15 protein-coding genes, 1 tRNA gene and 1 pseudogene are annotated in these 17,057 nt (G+C 39.1%); 13 read left to right on the top strand and 4 right to left on the bottom strand.

Features of this window, described 5'->3' with window-relative positions; all coding sequences use genetic code 11:
* Nucleotides 1–36 precede the first annotated feature (36 nt).
* Complete coding sequence (locus tag VJ937_RS08725) at nt 37–1,224, bottom strand: acetyl-CoA C-acetyltransferase (RefSeq protein ID WP_324066512.1); 1,188 nt, start codon at nt 1,222–1,224, stop codon at nt 37–39.
* Between the two features lie 241 nt (nt 1,225–1,465).
* On the opposite strand from VJ937_RS08725, the gene VJ937_RS08720 reads away from it, so the two are divergent.
* From VJ937_RS08720 to VJ937_RS08690, 7 genes and pseudogenes are all read left to right on the top strand, one after another.
* Complete coding sequence (locus tag VJ937_RS08720; protein WP_324066511.1) at nt 1,466–2,881, top strand: hypothetical protein; 1,416 nt, start codon at nt 1,466–1,468, stop codon at nt 2,879–2,881.
* 115 nt (nt 2,882–2,996) lie between these two features.
* The gene (locus VJ937_RS08715) at nt 2,997–3,698 is read left to right on the top strand and encodes a cell division ATP-binding protein FtsE (protein WP_324066510.1); all 702 of its coding nucleotides are present in this window, start codon (nt 2,997–2,999) and stop codon (nt 3,696–3,698) included.
* A gap of 39 nt (nt 3,699–3,737) precedes the next feature.
* Entirely contained in the window at nt 3,738–5,531 is a 1,794-nt protein-coding gene (locus VJ937_RS08710) for a lysophospholipid acyltransferase family protein (RefSeq protein WP_324066509.1), read from the top strand.
* Between the two features lie 86 nt (nt 5,532–5,617).
* A pseudogene (gene dnaX, locus VJ937_RS08705) lies at nt 5,618–6,712 on the top strand (DNA polymerase III subunit gamma/tau); the annotation flags it as partial.
* A 116-nt stretch (nt 6,713–6,828) separates the two neighbouring features.
* Entirely contained in the window at nt 6,829–7,287 is a 459-nt protein-coding gene (locus VJ937_RS08700) for a hypothetical protein (RefSeq protein ID WP_324066508.1), read from the top strand.
* A gap of 95 nt (nt 7,288–7,382) precedes the next feature.
* Nucleotides 7,383–8,612 (top strand): isocitrate dehydrogenase (NADP(+)), encoded by a 1,230-nt coding sequence (locus tag VJ937_RS08695; RefSeq protein WP_324066507.1) that lies wholly within the window; start codon nt 7,383–7,385, stop codon nt 8,610–8,612.
* A 25-nt stretch (nt 8,613–8,637) separates the two neighbouring features.
* Nucleotides 8,638–9,153 carry a ferritin gene (locus VJ937_RS08690; RefSeq protein WP_324066506.1) on the top strand — a complete coding sequence of 172 codons (516 nt, stop codon included), beginning with the start codon at nt 8,638–8,640 and terminating at the stop codon, nt 9,151–9,153.
* Between the two features lie 67 nt (nt 9,154–9,220).
* Here the strand turns inward: VJ937_RS08690 and VJ937_RS08685 are convergent, their stop codons facing one another.
* On the bottom strand, nt 9,221–9,601 hold the full coding sequence (locus tag VJ937_RS08685) for a MarR family winged helix-turn-helix transcriptional regulator (RefSeq protein WP_324066505.1): 381 nt from the start codon (nt 9,599–9,601) through the stop codon (nt 9,221–9,223).
* A gap of 317 nt (nt 9,602–9,918) precedes the next feature.
* On the opposite strand from VJ937_RS08685, the gene nrtS reads away from it, so the two are divergent.
* The gene (gene nrtS, locus VJ937_RS08680) at nt 9,919–12,423 is read left to right on the top strand and encodes a nitrate/nitrite transporter NrtS (protein ID WP_324066504.1); all 2,505 of its coding nucleotides are present in this window, start codon (nt 9,919–9,921) and stop codon (nt 12,421–12,423) included.
* A 72-nt stretch (nt 12,424–12,495) separates the two neighbouring features.
* On the opposite strand, the gene VJ937_RS08675 is transcribed toward nrtS, so the two are convergent.
* Nucleotides 12,496–13,017 (bottom strand): type 1 glutamine amidotransferase domain-containing protein, encoded by a 522-nt coding sequence (locus VJ937_RS08675; protein WP_324066503.1) that lies wholly within the window; start codon nt 13,015–13,017, stop codon nt 12,496–12,498.
* Between the two features lie 49 nt (nt 13,018–13,066).
* Entirely contained in the window at nt 13,067–13,492 is a 426-nt protein-coding gene (locus VJ937_RS08670) for a methyltransferase family protein (RefSeq protein ID WP_324066502.1), read from the bottom strand.
* A gap of 199 nt (nt 13,493–13,691) precedes the next feature.
* Here VJ937_RS08670 and VJ937_RS08665 point away from each other — a divergent pair, with 199 nt between their 5' ends.
* From VJ937_RS08665 to VJ937_RS08645, 5 genes are all read left to right on the top strand, one after another.
* Nucleotides 13,692–14,435, top strand: a complete 744-nt coding sequence (locus VJ937_RS08665; RefSeq protein WP_324066501.1) for a LiaF transmembrane domain-containing protein — start codon at nt 13,692–13,694, stop codon at nt 14,433–14,435.
* On the top strand, nt 14,435–15,475 hold the full coding sequence (locus tag VJ937_RS08660; protein ID WP_324066500.1) for a sensor histidine kinase: 1,041 nt from the start codon (nt 14,435–14,437) through the stop codon (nt 15,473–15,475). Before VJ937_RS08665 ends, VJ937_RS08660 begins: the two co-directional genes overlap by 1 nt.
* A 2-nt stretch (nt 15,476–15,477) precedes the next feature.
* Nucleotides 15,478–16,209 carry a LytR/AlgR family response regulator transcription factor gene (locus tag VJ937_RS08655; RefSeq protein ID WP_324066499.1) on the top strand — a complete coding sequence of 244 codons (732 nt, stop codon included), beginning with the start codon at nt 15,478–15,480 and terminating at the stop codon, nt 16,207–16,209.
* 64 nt (nt 16,210–16,273) lie between these two features.
* Nucleotides 16,274–16,347, top strand: a tRNA-Asp gene (locus VJ937_RS08650).
* A gap of 380 nt (nt 16,348–16,727) precedes the next feature.
* A partial coding sequence (locus tag VJ937_RS08645; RefSeq protein ID WP_324066498.1) for a hypothetical protein occupies nt 16,728–17,057 on the top strand: 330 nt, incomplete at its 3' end.

Here is a 17,057-nt window from a genome sequence, read left to right as displayed (position 1 = left end):
ATGTGATCGCACCATAAAATTTGCGCTTGTTAAGTATTATGCATTCAAATTTTCAATAATAAGTGCAGAGCCTTGTCCTCCACCAATACAAAGTGAAGCCAGACCTGTTTTAGCGCTGCGCTTTTGCATCTCATAAATAAGCGTAGTCAATATTCTTGCACCACTTGCTCCTATTGGGTGCCCCAACGCAATTGCGCCGCCATTCACATTCACAATCTCAGGATTTAGCTTCAGATCCTTAACCACAGCAAGTGACTGTGCAGCAAATGCTTCATTAAGCTCAATCAAATCCAAATCATCAACTGTCATATTTCCACGTTCGAGTGCCTGACGAGTGGCGGGTACTGGTCCATATCCCATAATCTTTGGATCTAATGCTGCATTACCGTATGATTTTATACGCATAAGCGGCTTTAAGCCTAAAGCTTCTGCTTTTTCAGCAGACATTACAATGAGCATAGAAGCGCCATCGTTGATACCGGAAGCATTTCCAGCTGTTACTGTTCCATCCTTTTTAAATGCTGGTTTAAGTTTACCCAATTTCTCAGCGGTAGTTCCATGGCGAGGGAATTCATCCGTATCGACTATTATTGGATCACCTTTACGCTGTGGAATAGCTACAGGAACAATTTCATCTTTAAAACGGCCATTGGTTTGAGCAGCTTCTGTTTTTTGCTGTGAATGAGCAGCAAATTGATCCTGCTCCTCGCGCCCGATATTCCATTGCTCAGCAATATTTTCAGCAGTTACACCCATATGGTAATCATTGAAAATATCCCATAAACCATCTTTAATCATGCTATCCTCAAGCTGGCCATGACCCATTTTATAGCCAAAACGTGCCCGTGGCAGTATATATGGAGCGTTAGACATACTTTCTGTACCTCCGGCCAGTATCACATCGGCATCGCCCAGGGCAATGAATTGAGCGGCCATTATAACAGACCTTAACCCGGACCCACAAAGTTTATTTATGGTCATAGCAGGTGTGGTTTCAGGAACTCCGCTGTGAATAGAAATTTGGCGGGCCACATTTTGGCCCTGCCCGGCTGATAAAATATTTCCAATAATTGATTCCTGAATTTCTTCCGGAGCAATTCCGGCACGCTTTATAGCTTCTTTTGCAGCATGCACGCCCAAATCTACAGCGCTCAAACTGGCTAATCCGCCTCCAAAAGAGCCTATTGCTGTGCGTGCAGCAGATACTATTACAACTTCTCTCATAATGATCAATATTTTAATTTTTGATGTGAAATAAATGTAAAGTCGGTAAACCAACAGAAAACCAGAATTTATAAGTAGGGCTGACTAAATAAAAAACACAAACAACAGAGCCTAATAACCCCTTGAATAACTTAATCTTAACTACATAACCAGTCACACTGACTAAAAATAATAAGCTAATGACATGGCATGCATTGTAATTTATTTATCTAAATACTATCTTGCACAGAAAACCTATAGTATGCGCGCACAACTTGAGAGCTTTACAAATTTTGCCCATGCCCTTTACCCGCACGAGATTCATTATTTATTAGCAGATAATCATTTGCAGGGAGAAGATTCTCTCAGGATACTGCAACTCATACACTATAATAGTCAGAACCCGGCAAACAGATTACCATTTGATCCTTCTATTGATAAAAGGAAATACTCCAACCTCAAGAAATGGATACAACAAAAGTTGGAGCGCCTGGATGTGGACCGATTTTTTGCATGGATAAAGGATTTGGAACAAAAAATTATGACAGATGCTATTTCAGCCGACGAAGAAAAAGCACTAATACAGTACCTGAACAAAGTAAATCCCAATCAATATTACTTCCCGCAGTTTTACGAATTGGTGCAAAACTTTCGCGATTTTTTGATTATCCGGATTCGCATGATCTACTACACGCAGGTTTCAAATTTTCTGGAAAAACATCAACAGCTCTATAAACGTATAGTTGCAACGAACAACAAACTGAATAATGCCAGCTTCGACATAATACAACAATACAGCTCATCCACACAAGAATCGGAACAATGGATAAAATTCCTTACCAAAACATTCCGTAATGAGCACCTTGATGGTTACACCCGATACCGTGCTGTGGTTCGTTTGCTATATGTTTATTATAATTATCGCCGGTTCGATGATATGAAAGCAATAACAGATGAGCTGGACAGGGTACTCAAATCACCACACTTTTACTCCAAACGCATACTGGCAAATTTTTATGCCAATCGCGCTATGATGCACCAAAAACGCGGAGAGCTTGAAAAAGCAGCCGAATACGGTTATTTATCGGTACGCCAAAAAAACAGTGACTACCTGTTTTATGTTAATAACCTGTGCGGTATCTTACTAAAGCAACAAAAATACAAGGATGCACTGAAGCTAATGCAAAATGCAATTATTGAGCTAAAAAAGACTAATAGCTTTTATAACCGTGTGGGATTTGTATCATTATACCTGCGTACACTAATGCTAAACGGGAAAGTTGAGCAAGCAGAAAGCTATGGTGAAACATTTAGTCATACCTATCGCAAAGAGATATTTGAGCATCGCTGGCACACATTTTACACTGCATATTTGCAAACTCTGCTGGCACAGCACAAATACAAAAAAATACTCACCACTATACGCCGAAGCCACCTGGTAGATAAAGAACGGGAATTTCTGGGCAAAGCCAGATATCTTCCCACCATACAATGGTACTATTGGGTTAGTTCCTATCTAGAAACAGAAGCCAATCTCCCTGATACCCGTGAGCGTCTGGTTCAATCAATCACTGAAATGAAAAGGAATAAACATAAAGAAAAGAAAATACGGGAACTCATTGGCGAAGTAAAACCGCACATACCGGATATAATAGCAAACAAAGAATTTTCTGTTTGAATTTCACACAAGCATGAATTTCTATACAAAAAATTAAGCACCGATTACATGTTAAGTTATATTTGCATATTTGATTGGAATGCTTTAAAACATTATATTTACCCAAAATTGAACTATGGCCTTGGATAAAATAATAGAACTAACAAACGCCGATATTTACCACAAAGACCATCTTGTGATGAGTGATGTAAACTTTACGGTTAATAAAGGTGAATTTGTCTATCTAATTGGGAAAACAGGTACAGGGAAATCAAGCCTGCTTAAAACTATTTATGCTGAAATTCCTTTGCAAAAAGGAGTAGGAAAAATTGCAGACTACGATTTGGCCAACTTAAAAAAGAAACAAATACCATTTTTACGCCGCAAAATTGGTATTGTATTCCAGGACTTCCAGCTACTTACCGATCGTTCAGCAAATGAAAACCTGACTTTTGTATTAAAAGCAACGGGATGGAAGAAAAAAAAGGAAATGGAACAAAGAATTCAGGATGTACTTGAGAAAGTCGGGTTAGGTTATAAAGGCTACAAAATGCCACACGAGTTATCTGGTGGCGAGCAACAAAGGCTATCAATTGCACGTGCATTGCTCAACGATCCCGAAATTATCCTGGCCGATGAGCCCACAGGGAATCTCGATCCCGAAACATCAGGAGGTATAATGGAGCTGCTTTTTGAAATTAAAAATAGTGGCAGGGCCGTAATCATGGCAACACACGATTATGAAATGCTAAAAAAATTCAGCGCACCAACCATGAAAATTGAAGATGGTAAACTCAATGAGCGGGAGAACAAAATCATTGAGTTCGACAACCTTTAAAATGTTTTACTGCATAGGAAAAAATTGAAAGGAATTATAATGTCTATATTAAGCTCGTCTATTCATATCACAAAGCGATTTTTAGATTTTCTACTCAAAACATCGGGTTTAGGGGCCGAGGCAACAGAAGAGAAAGGGAACCCTGAGTATATAGAAAAAATCATTAATGACATTGGACTCAATATAAATGTAAAAGATGAAGATCTGGACAGAATACCCAAAGACGGACCATTTGTTACAATTTCTAATCACCCGTTTGGCGGAATTGATGGTATAATTCTGCTTCATTTACTTTTACGACGCAGGCCCGATTTTAAAATCCTGGCCACCCCAATCTTATGGAAAATTTACCCATTAAGCGAATATTTCATCCGATTTGATTCGAGCCAACGCCGGTCAGAAGTAAAACCAAGCATTTCAGGTATGCGACAGGTTGTCGCCCATATTGGCAAAGATAAAGCATTGGGTTTCTTCCCTGCAGGCGAAGTGGCAAGTTATGATGCTGATACTAAAATGGTAGCAGATCGCAGATGGAAAAGCGCTTACCTTAAACTGCTTAAAAGCCTTGAAATACCCATCATACCAATATACTTCCAGGGTAAAAACAGCAATTTATTTCATATGGTAAGCTCAATACATCCGATTCTGGGGTCGGCCGGTGAGTTTTTTGGCAAAAAGAAAGAGATCCGTGTACGTATTGGTAGCCCAATTAATGCATCTGAAACCGCAGGAATTGATGACCTGGATAAATACGGCCGTTACCTGAGAGCAAAAACATACGCCCTTGAATCAGAAATCGAGGTCAAAAAGTTTTTCAAAACTGCCCTGAAACGCGAAAAAGAACCAGCCAAAATTATCGATGCAGTTCCCACAGAAACTATTAAGGAAGAACTTAACCGGATAAAGGAGTACGAACTGTTCACCAGTGAAAAATACACTGTTTATTGTGCCCCTACACTTCTGATACCCTACATACACCGGGAAATTGGCCGCGTAAGAGAAATTACCTTCCGTGCAGTGGGCGAGGGAACAAACCGTAGCATTGACATCGACGAATTCGATCTTTACTACAATCAGCTCTTTATATGGGATAACGAAGAAGAACAACTCGTTGGCGCTTACAGGGTAGGCAAAGGCAAAGAGATAATAGCCCAATTCGGAGTAAAAGGATTTTATACACGCAGCCTGTTTAAAATACATAAAGATTTTACACCTATACTCAAAGAAAGCATTGAGCTGGGCCGTAGCTTCATAACCGAACCTTATCAACGCAAACCAATGTCGCTTTTCTTACTCTGGAAGGGCATTTTGTACTTTTTACTCAAACACCCCGAATACCGATACCTAATCGGACCGGTGAGCATAAGTAATCAGTTCTCGAAATTTTCTAAAGATTTAATCATAAAATTCCTCAAACAAAACCATTTTAACCACGAACTCGGCAGGCTCATTACACCACGCAAAAAATTTAAAGTGCAGTCGCGCTACGATACTGACATCGTGCTTGAAAACACACGCAACGATATTAACAAAGTCGATCGTTTCATCAGCGATATTGAGCCCACAAATTACCGTATGCCTGTATTGCTAAAAAAGTATTTAAAACAAAACGCCAAAATCATTGGATTCAATATCGATCCTAAATTCAATAATGCGCTAGACGGCCTTGTGATTCTTGATCTTTATGAGGTACCATTTAACATGATTGAATCGCTGTCGAAAGAAGTAAATGACGACAGTATTCTGGAACGTTTTAAAATGACTGAAGACGAAAAACGTGAGGAAGAAGAAGTTAAAAATACCAATAGAGCCGAGCATCAAAAACAAAAATGAAAAAGATAAAAAAAGGCTTTTTTACGTTTGAGCCCATCATTGTATCCCTGGATTTTTTTCTATCTTTGTTTTCGAGACGTTAAGATATGGAAAATTACATTGTTTCGGCACGTAAATACCGCCCCCACTCTTTTGACACAGTGGTGGGACAGCGTTCTGTTACCAAAACCCTTAAAAATGCAGTTCAAAATAACAGGTTGGCACATGCCTATCTGTTCTGCGGACCAAGGGGTGTTGGTAAAACAAGTATTGCACGCATTTTTGCCAAAACAATCAACTGCCTCAATCCAACCGAAGACTTCGAGGCATGTGGAGAATGCGAATCATGCCAGGCATTTAACGAAAACCGCTCATACAACATTCATGAGCTTGATGCCGCATCAAAAAACAAGGTAGAAGATATTCATGGACTCATTGAGCAGGTCAGAATTGCACCACAGGTCGGAAAATACAGCGTTTACATCATCGATGAGGTGCACATGCTCTCAGCATCGGCCTTTAATGCATTTCTTAAAACACTGGAAGAGCCACCGGCGCACGCCATATTTGTACTCGCAACAACCGAGAAACACAAAATTCTCCCCACAATTATTTCAAGATGCCAGGTTTTTGATTTTAACCGAATTACGGTAGAAGAAGCGGTTGAGCATCTTAAATTTGTGGCCGAAAAAGAAAATCTCACTTACGAAGAATCTGCACTACATGTAATTGCCCAAAAAGCAGATGGCGGAATGCGTGATGCTCTTTCGATATTTGATCAAATAGCCAGTTTCTCAGGTGGAGGTATTAGTTATCAGCAAACCATTGAAAACCTCAATGTGTTGGACTACGACTTCTTTTTCCGTATCGTAGATCATAGCCTTGCCAATGAAGTAAGCGAACTGTTTCTGATTTACGATGAAATCTTACAGAGAGGCTTCGACGGACAACATTTCATTACAGGCCTCGCCAAACATTTACGCGATCTGTTAGTAAGTAAGAACCCCAACTCGCTGAAGTTACTGGATGTAAGCGGCGATATACGGGAAAAATACCTTGAGCAGGCGCAAAAATGTCCTATACATTTCCTCTTTAAGGGACTTAAATTACTATCCGAAGCAGAATCGCGCTATCGCACTTCAAAAGACCAACGCCTTACTGTAGAACTCTCACTCTACGAATTGGGAGTAGTCACCGTTGAAAAAAAAAAAGTAGTTCGGACGTAGGCAATTCAACTGTTACAACTAAGGGCAGGCCAACAGAGAAAAAACGCAAACAGGTTTATAAAGCGCCCAAAAGTGTTTCGCTCAAAAAAGAGTTGAAAACCGATGAAAAAGATCGTTCCCAGCAAAATGTTGAAGAGCCGGTTACAAAACCTGAAGAACAACAGCCAACAAAAGAAGAAAAACAGCCAGACAAAGCCTTTAATGAAATATGGAGTAGCATCGTAGAAACGCTAAAAGATGACGGCCCGCGCATTAATGCTGCCATTCAACAAGCAAAACCTCAACAGTTGGCAGACAACAAAATTCTCATTCATATTGGAGCCGAATCGCACAAAGATTTGTACAAAAAATTTGCGCATAAAATTATAGATGTACTGCGGCAACAAATGAATAACAAGGATCTCTCATTTGAATTTAAACAAGTAGAGAATGAAATTGAAAGCAAAAGACCACTTACAAATGCAGAAAAATACAAAAAACTGAGCGAGCACAACCCTGCATTGGAAGCACTACGCAAAAAATTCAATCTTGATATAAAAAATAACAATTAGACCAAAACTTATTTAAAAAGAAATGGTTATTGATAAAAAACACGGTTTTATTTACGAACCAAATTCATAAAAATTCAACATAAAACATTTATTCTATGCAAAAGATTCAAGTAAAAAATCCGGTAGTGGAAATGGACGGGGATGAAATGACCCGCATAATATGGTCTTTTATTAAAGAGCGATTAATATTTCCGTACCTCAATCTCGACATTAAGTATTTTGATCTGGGTATTGAAAAACGCGATGAAACCAATGATCAAATTACTGTCGATGCAGCCGAAGCCATAAAAAAATACCATGTGGGTATAAAATGTGCCACCATTACACCCGATGAAAAACGTGTTGAAGAATTTGGACTGAAAGAAATGTGGCGCTCACCAAACGGTACAATTCGTAATATTGTTGGTGGCACCATATTCAGAGAACCCATTATGATCAGAAATGTACCAAGGCTCGTTCCCGGCTGGAAAGAGTCTATTGTGGTTGGCCGTCATGCGCATGCAGACCAATACAAGGCCACTGACTTTGTGACCAAAGGTAAAGGAAAACTAACCATTACCTTCACACCCGAAGATGGTGGCGAACCTGTATCAAAAGAAGTTTATGATTTTCAGGGAGATGGCGTAGCCATGTCGATGTACAATACCGACGAATCTATCTACGGATTTGCGCGCTCAAGTATGAATAAAGCACTTGAGAAACAATGGCCACTGTATTTGTCGACCAAAAACACCATACTTAAAAAATATGACGGAAGGTTTAAAGATATTTTCCAGGAAGTTTACGACAACGAATTCAAAGACAAATTTGAAGAAGTTGGTATTACTTACGAACACCGTCTGATTGATGATATGGTAGCTGCCGCGCTAAAATGGGAAGGCGGATTTGTATGGGCCTGCAAAAATTACGATGGCGATGTGCAATCAGATACCATTGCACAGGGCTTTGGCTCACTCGGATTAATGACATCAACACTGTTGACGCCAGACGGGAAAACACTTGAAGCTGAAGCTGCTCATGGTACGGTAACACGTCACTACAGGTTGCACCAGCAAGGCAAACCCACCTCTACAAACCCAATTGCATCTATTTTTGCCTGGACAAGAGGACTTGAACACCGCGGCAAACTAGACGAAAACCGCGAATTAATTGATTTTGCACATGCGCTGGAATCAGTCTGTATAGATGCAGTAGAAGATGGTAAAATGACCAAAGACCTGGCGCTACTTATCCACCAGGACAAAATGACCAAAGATGACTATCTTAACACCCAGGATTTCTTAAACGAAATAGACAACCGTTTACAATCAAAATTGAATCAATAAATTCTAATCTTAAAATCAAACACCTATGTTAAGCAAGAAAATGCAAGATGCTATTAACGACCAGATTAATGCTGAAATGTGGTCTTCGTACCTTTACCTTTCAATGAGTGCTTACTTTGAAGACAAAGGTCTTCCAGGATTTGCCCATTGGATGCGCCTGCAGGCAGACGAGGAAAACATGCATGCTATGAAGTTTTTCGATTACGTGTATGAAAGAGATGGTCGTGTATTTCTGAAACCCATAGACGAAGTTCCAACCGATTGGATGGACACGCTTACCGTTTTTGAAGAAACGCTCAAACATGAGCAAAAAGTAACTTCAATGATCAATGACCTCATGGAAATTGCCATTGAAGAAAAAGACCATGCAACTCAAAGTTTCCTAAAATGGTTTGTAGATGAGCAGGTAGAAGAAGAAGCTTCAGTAAATGAAATTATCGATCAACTGAAACTTATGGAAGGAAGCGGACATGGACTCTTCATGCTCGATCGTGAAATGAAAGGACGTTCGGCAGAATCAGCAGATTCATCAGAAGAATAGTTTTTTATATAAAATGAGCCGGTATACCACCGGCTTATTTTTTATCATTACACTTCAAAATGCATCCTTAATTTTCTTTAAGATGCATGATGATTTTTTGAGATATCTCCGTGTATAAACGCACCTCCCAGTTGGATAATGATTTTGTAGCCTCATTAATTGTCGCCTCAGCTATTGGGTGTATTTTTGCATACAAGCTCATTCCTTCAGAAGTTAGCGATACAATGCGAGTTCTCTTATCATGACTACAAACACGCTTATTTAACATACCTCTATCCTCCAGATTACGAACAATTCTCAGCACCCTTACTTTATCGTACCCAAATACATCTGATATATTTTTTTGACTAGATTCTCCTTCATGTCGAAGCATTGATAACACACTCCATTGATCAGCAGTAATATTTATTTTTTGGGCTTTGAGTTTTTGCTCAAGTCTATTTCCCAATCCCTTAGAAATAGTATGGGACAACAATCCTAACGATTTTTTATAGGTATATTTCATTTTATGCAAGGTATATCACAAAAATAATAAAATGTACACAACTAATTGTTTTAAACCAGAGGCTAAACCCATCAAAACAATAAAACGAGGTCCGAATGATAAATTGGTTAATTAGCTGTTAAAAAATAAACAACCAACCATGAAATTAGTTTCATTTGTAACTATTTTAATTTACATTAGTGTTTAATTAAACATTAAACCTATCAACCATACGGAAAGCTTAACTTACAAACCAACTAAAAAACAGCCAATTAGCGCCAATGAAACTATTTAAAATTTACTGCCAGGTAATTACAAGTAAAGGAGTCGTTAGAAGGGCTTTGCAAGTTTCCATTATTGTAGGGGCCATTCTGAACCTTATCAATCAAGGGTGGGCTATAACTCATGCTGATTTTAACCATATCAACTACATAAAGATGGCTTTAACTTTCCTGGTGCCATACATGGTTTCAACCTACAGTAGCGCAAAAACAAGACTAACTTTCAAAGTGAACGAAGTTAGCTCAATGGATGCTGTACTGCAGTGCAAATCATGTAATAAAACAAAAATTTTTGTAAATAAAGGAGAAGTGGTTCCGCCCTGTCGAACTTGCGGTCATGAGAAAACCAGGTGGCACATTGTAGAAACAGGCCATAACCAATACCGGCAAATTGAAAATGAGCACGAAAGCATGGCGCTTTTTGCCCAAATGAACCCTGCTCCTGTTTTAAGATTCGATGTAAATGGAAAGATTACCCAAGCCAACACTGCAGCACAAAATGCTTTTGAAGAAACAAAACTGGAAGGTGAAAACATAAGTTCCTATGTTCCGACCATTAATAATATTGACCTGGAAAATTTAATTCATAACGGAGACATAAGAAATTTAACAGCAGAAAACCAGCACGGACTTACCTTCCGGTTTGAATTAAGGGGGCTCCCCCAATATGGTGCCGTGCAAATGTATGGAGCCGACATTACAGAAATTGTGGTAGCTAAACAAGAAGCCAATAAATTCCTCACAGGTTTAGAGCAGACCTCAAACTCCATTATGATTACAAATAAAAATGGAGATATTGAATATGTAAACAAAGCTTTTGAAGCAATATCAGGCTATAAAAAAAAGGAAGTTTTGGGTAAAAATCCACGGTTTTTAAAAACGGGACATACTTCACCTGAAGAATATAAAAAACTATGGCAAACCATATCAAATGGCAAAGTTTGGCGTGGTGAGATGCTAAACAAACGCAAAGACGGCAAAACATACTGGGAAGAATCAACCATTTCCCCGGTTCTTGACGAACATGGCCAAGTTGATACCTTCATTGCCATCAAAGAAGATGTGACCGAAAAACGCCAAATCAAACAAGAATTACGCAGCATGGCCCTGTTTGCCGAACTGAACCCCGAACCGGTGTTCCGTTTCAATAAGCATGGCAAAATAATTAAAGCTAATCCGGCTGCCAATGAAGCCTTTCAAAAAAATAGGGTAGAAAATGTACACATTGCGGATCTCATGCCCGAATTGCAAAAATACGATTGTGCCAAAATGATTGACGAAGAACTTATCGAAACCATTGAAATAAAGGTGCATGACAGGATTTTCCGATTGATAATGCGCGGGCTGACAGAACATGGTGTAGTGCAAACATACGGATCTGATATTACCAAAAAACGGCAAATTCAGCAGGAAGTTGAGAGTATGGCGCTTTTTGCTGAGCTGAACCCCGAACCGGTATTTCGTTTCAATGCCGAAGGAGAAATTTTAAAATCGAACCCGGCCGCTAACCTCGCTTTTGAAGAAGACGATATTACAGGTAGAAAAATTGAAGAGCTCCTGCCCGAAATGCAGCAGTTCGATTGCGAAAAATTCATAGCAGAGGAGAAAATCGAGATCATGGAAGCAACCGTGCACGACCGTATTTACAGATTTATTCTTCGCGGATTACCAGATGTGGGTGTTGTACAAACATACGGTTCAGATATTACCAAAAGAAAACATGCCGAAGAAAAAATACGCAAGCAAAAGCAATCCATCGACAGCAGTATTCAGTATGCATCACGTATACAGGGTGCCGTTTTACCATCAATAGCCAGATTATCAGCCCGGTTCCGTGATAGCTTTGTACTATACAAACCGCGCGATGTGGTCAGCGGTGACTTTTACTGGATGAAAGAAGACAGCACCAGGACCATAGTAGTTGCATCTGACTGTACTGGCCATGGTGTACCCGGAGCCTTCATGAGCATGTTGGGCGTAGCTTTACTCAATGAAATTGTGAACCGTAATCCAGCAACACCGGCAGGAGAAATACTTGACCAACTTAGGAATAATCTGAAAGCTACACTATCACAAAACGACAAAAAAAATGAAGCTAAAGATGGCATGGATATGTCGCTTTGCATCATAAACCACGAAACCAATGCAATGCAATACGCCGGGGCTTATAACTCAATCTACCTCATTCGTGAAGGTAATCTTACAGAGTACAAAGCAGATAAAATGCCCATTGGCGCTCATATTAAAGAAAAACCACATTTTACCAGTCACGACATTCAATTGGAAGAGAATGATGCGGTGTATTTGCTTTCAGATGGTTATCCTGATCAGTTTGGTGGTAGCTCAGGCATGAAACTGAGCAAAAAGAAATTCAAAAGCCTAATTACAGAAGAAAGCCATCTGCCAATGGGCAAACAGAAAGAAAAGCTCAATGAATTTTTCGAAGCATGGAAAGGAGATCAAGATCAGGTAGACGATGTGTTGGTGATGGGCTTTAAAGTTTAATGCATAAACAAAACAGAAGCCCGTACAAAGGCTTCCATTTTATTAATTAATAAAAAAACTTTTAGCTGTAGGCTATTGCCTTAATCTTTCAATAAAGGCAGGCACATACAAATGCAAATCATTCGGGTTGCGGCTCGAAATAATGTTACCATCCTTCACAACAGCTTCATTCACCCATTGCACACCCGCATTTTTCATGTCGTCTTTAATAGCGGGTGTACTGGTGGCCTTTTTGCCATTTAGAATGTTTGCAGAAATCAATACCCAACCGGCATGACAGATTATTCCTATGGGCTTGCCCTGTTCATCTATCTGTTGCAGAAAATGAAGCACATAACTGTAGCGGCGCAATTTATCCGGGGCATACCCACCCGGCACCAGTACGCCATCAAAATCATCGGCATTCAGGTCCGTAAATGCAATATCTGCAGTTGCTTTAAGACCATTCTTGCCTGTATATGTTTTGCCGGCTTCTTCTCCGGCAAAGACCACTTCCACATCGCTTTCGCGTAAACGAATCGCCGGGTACCAAAGTTCAATATCTTCGAAAACTTCATGTACCAGTGTTACGACTTTTTTCGGTTGCTTTGCCATATCATTGAATTTTTAAAATTTTACAATTAGCGATTATTGCATATACAATTTAATATATGCAGGGAACAATTCTGTATGTGTTATAAAACCGGCTTTCGTATTGTTCGAACCGGGCTTTAAGCTGCACCTCCTCAAAGCGTATTTTCAATACCATAACTGCTAATAAAGCCCCCAGGTATATACTATAAAAAATATTTGGCCGATCGATCCAATATGCAAGTATAAAAAGCAAAACAGCAGTATACATAGGATGTCGCACATACCGGTAAGGTCCGGTTCGCACCAACCTGGCTCCTTTTCGCAAGTAAGGAAAAACATTAATACGTGTATGCCGGAAAGCCCAAATTGCCCACAATCCGAACAAAACACTAATAACCAGTATTACCTGTGCGGCAATAGACTCAGGTAATAAAGGCGGAGTAAAAAGTATAAGCCCCAACAATACAAACTGCAATGTTGTGTATAAATATCCCATTTGTCAATTTATTAGTTATGACGCAGATAAGAGTAAATTGTTTTCACTATAATACTTACAATGCAGTAAAAACATTACAATACATTCCACCTCTTTCATGAACCATTCACCTGCCAAAAGTAACCATTAACCGATTTCATATTGTGTAATGAATGGAGTGCTTCTATATTTGTACTGAAATCAAAAAAAATATAAAACCATGACACACACTGAAGAGACAAAAAAGGACCCACAACACTTTAACAAACAAACCTCAAACACAGGAGGAGCAAAACGCCTAATGACAGGAGTATTATTACTTGCTACAGGAGGCTTACTTCTGCTCAGTAATTTTGACCTTTTATCCTGGTATTTAGAAGATATAATTTTCTCATGGCAAATGTTGCTCATCGCCATAGGTTTCATTAGCCTGGCAGGACGCAATTACACCGGAGCTATTATATTATTTGCCATTGGCGGATTTTTCCTATTACCTGATATCTTCACAAATCTGAGAATCGATTTTGTTTCGGTATTCTGGCCACTGGTAATAATTGTAATTGGCCTTACATTAATCCTCCGCAGGCGCAATTTCATGAGTTCACACCATGAACATTCACACTCTGAAGATTTTATTGATGAATTGAATATTTTTGGTGGTAGTGAGCGAATACTGAACTCTGAATTCTTTGAAGGTGGAAAAATAACCAGCATCTTTGGCGGGTCCACAGTAAACCTGAAAAATGTAAAACTCAAAAACGGCTATGCCGAAATTGAAATGACATCAATTTTTGGCGGATCGAAACTCTATGTACCCGAAAACTGGAACATTCGCATTGAAGCCACATCAATTTTTGGTGGTATCAATGATAAACGACAGTTAGATGTAACAGAAACCGTGAACACCAATACATTAGTGATTAAAGGTGCAGCCATTTTTGGTGGCGGCGAAATATTAAGCTAATGCAAATTTTTAACCCACAAACACCCAAACCCTCTCCCACCGTTATTAGCCTAATATGGACTGCATCAACTGCAGTCCATATTGCTTTTTTATATTTTTTGGCCCACCAACCCATAAAAATGGTCATCATTGATGCGGTAGTCTTTAATTCTCTTTTTGTAATTTTCAGCATTGGCGTTTTTATGGGACTGGAATATGAGGGTACTGCAAAACCCTTTTGGCGAAGAATAATGTATTTATACCTGCCCATGCTGGCACTAATTGTTACTTTGTGGTTGCTGGCATCATATTCAATGCTAACCATGCTTATCGAAGATGAAGATTATTTGCATGCATTAAACGACAGCATTACCTACCGGGCTTTAATTGGTGTCTTCTTGTTTAGCATTGTGGTTATTGTACAGCAACTCATTCACTATTATCGCAACTATCAGCAAAAAGAACTTAAAACCAGCAAGCTCGAAAATGAGCTGCAACGCAGTAAAGTAAACACACTACAAATGCAAATGCAGCCACACTTTCTGTTTAATGCCCTGAACAGTATTAGTTCACTAACATTCGAAGATTCAGAAAAAACAAGGCAAATGCTCATAAAACTTTCTGAATTTCTGCGCTACACAACCAAATACAGTGAAAAGCAACTCGTAAAACTTAGCGACGAACTATCTCATATTGACCAATACCTGGCCATTGAACATCTCCGCTTTGGGGAACGCCTTAAATATGAAAAAAACGTATCGCCAGAGGCTGAAACACGATTCCTTCCCTGCCTGGTACTTCAGCCCGTTATAGAAAACGCCATTAAACATGGCGTAAATCAAAGCATTGACCCGGTTAAAATTACACTCAATGCCAAAACCGATCAGGACAAATTGGTAATTACCATTACTAACACCAAAGAGGGCGAATCGAGAAAAAAGGGAACCGGAACCGGATTAAAAAATTTATCGAACCGCTTAAAAATATTATATTCGGACCGTGCGCGTTTGCACATAGAGAATACAAAAACACTCTTTTCAGTAAAAATTGTGATTCCATAGCCATGATAAAAACTATAATCATAGAAGACGAGTTACCCGCACGAAATGTATTAAAGCATTACCTCTCGCGCCATGAAGAGTTCTCCCTGGTTGCCGAATGCACCAATGGTTTCGAGGGGGTAAAAGCCATTAATGAACATCGCCCTGAACTGATCTTACTCGATATACAAATGCCAAAGCTTAATGGTTTTGAAATGCTTGAGCTTGTAGACCCAATGCCGGCAGTAATTTTTACTACCGCGTATGACGAGTATGCCATCAGAGCATTTGAAACGAACGCCGTGGATTACCTTTTAAAACCATTTGACGAAAACCGCTTTGATACAGCCATCGACAAGGCTATGAAAAGGATCAATGATGATATTTCACCCGAAATCAATAAGGCAGCAGAAAGCACAGTATCACAACCCCTGGATCAGGTAGTGGTTTCGAGCGGAAACAAAATTGAGATTCTTCCCCCTGAAGATATATATATGATTGAAGCCCAGGACGATTATGTAATGATTCATACAAATACAGAGCAATACCTCAAAAAAAAGACAATGCTTTTTTACGAAAAGCATCTGGGCGATCATTTCCTCAGAATCCACCGTTCTTATATCATCAACACAAAACAAATAGGCAACATTGAACTGTACGGCAAACAACAATATCAAATAAGATTAAAAAATAACATGACAGTAAAAACAAGTAAATCAGGGTATAAAAAAATAAAGGAAAAATTAATGCTATAATTTTTCAAAAAACATTTGGAGGTTCCACCGAAATCATATTTATTTGCACACGCAATTGAGCAATGGTCTGGTAGTTCAATTGGTTAGAATACCGGCCTGTCACGCCGGGGGTTGCGAGTTCGAGTCTCGTCCAGACCGCTAAAATGACACTAAAGCTTCTGAATTCTTTCAGGAGCTTTTTTTATTTATCGCAACCCCCGGGGGTTGGCGAGTCCCATAGAATAGAAAATTTATAATTTTCGTCATTCTATGAGGATCCACGCGAAGCGGGACCCGCAAAGTCTCAAATCTTTGATTTGATATACTTTGCGTGAGTCCTCGCATTGCTGGTGAAATTGAAAATTTCAGCAATGCGGGATTCGAGTCTCGTCCAGACCGCTAAAATGACACTAAAGCCGCTGATTTTCAGTGGCTTTTTTATTTTGTGTCGATTTATTGTCGATTTAAGTCTTTTTTCTCTCATTTTTTCATGTTATTTCTTTGAATTACATTCGTCATTGAAATGTAAAATAGCCATCATGAAAAACACTTTGGAGAAATATGCTGAGGGACTTACCACCAGGCTTCTACAAATCCCAAGAGAATCAATAAAAGAAAATTATGTATTTGTAATTGAAGATGAAAAAAGGAATCTTCAGCTAAAAAAAGCAGCTCATAACTTCTTACTAGCCTGTGTTAGCATAGTTTCATTTTTACTTATTTCCACCTTTATTTCTTCTATCTATTATAAAGGATTGATCCCTTTTGTATTTACACTAATCAGCTTTACACTTTTTTTATTGATCTTTTTCTGGTTACATGAAAAATCAAATCCAAATAAGGACATCAAGAAATATGACCAACTATTA

Source organism: Salinivirga sp. (assembly GCF_035268865.1).
Classification (GTDB): Bacteria; Bacteroidota; Bacteroidia; order Bacteroidales; family Salinivirgaceae; genus Salinivirga.
This window is presented reverse-complemented; position numbering and strand designations above follow the sequence as displayed.